Genomic DNA, 763 nt, shown 5'->3' on the forward strand with positions numbered 1-763 from the left:
GGGGGCTTTGTCGCATCTTGGGATCGAGCATATCGCAGCCTATTCGCCGCAGGCGCGCGGGCGCTCCGAGCGGCTGTTCGGCACGTTGCAGGACCGGCTGCCGAAGGAGCTGCGGCTCGCCGGGATCAAGACGGTCGAAGCTGCCAACGCCTGGCTGAAGGCGCATTACATCGCCAGCCACAACGCCGCGTTTGCGATCAAGCCCGAACAGGAAGGCAGCGCATTCGTGGCCGACCGGCATGAGGCCTGGCGCGAGGCGCTGTGCGTGATCGAGGAGCGAACCGTCGCCAACGACAATACTGTCGCATGGAACGGTCGGCGGCTACAGTTGCCGCAGAGCCGGCTCAGGCCTCACTTCGTCAAGGCCGTGGTGCGCCTCCATGAGTATCCCGATGGCACCCTCAGCGTGTTCCTCGGACCGCATCGGTTGGCGATGTTCAGCGCCGACGGACAGCAGATCAGCCCCGACGCGCCCCAGCCTGGCAGCGTGCTCGCAGCCGTCAAGGACAAGCCCTGGCGGGCGCGCAAGCGCGCGTCCTTGACCGCTCCTGCGCGCGCCGCCGTCGAGATTGCGCGGGTCGGGGCGGAGAAACGGGCTTCAAGTCGAACAAAGAAACACACAACCAGCGCTAAAACCGCCGCAACAACCGTGGCATGATCAATCAGGGAAAGCCGTCCACGCCTTCCGGCTCCCCTGCAAAATCACAAACGAAGGCGACAGATCACGAGCTACAAAAACACGACATCTTCACCCGCTACGGAC

General features: G+C 64.5%; 1 protein-coding gene. It reads left to right on the forward strand.

The window, feature by feature from the left end:
- Positions 1–658: transposase family protein (locus AKN83_RS41980; protein WP_488226123.1), on the forward strand; the 658-nt coding region annotated here is incomplete at its 5' end.
- Positions 659–763: the final 105 nt, after the last annotated feature.

Source organism: Bradyrhizobium embrapense (genome assembly GCF_001189235.2).
GTDB lineage: Bacteria > Pseudomonadota > Alphaproteobacteria > Rhizobiales > Xanthobacteraceae > Bradyrhizobium > Bradyrhizobium embrapense.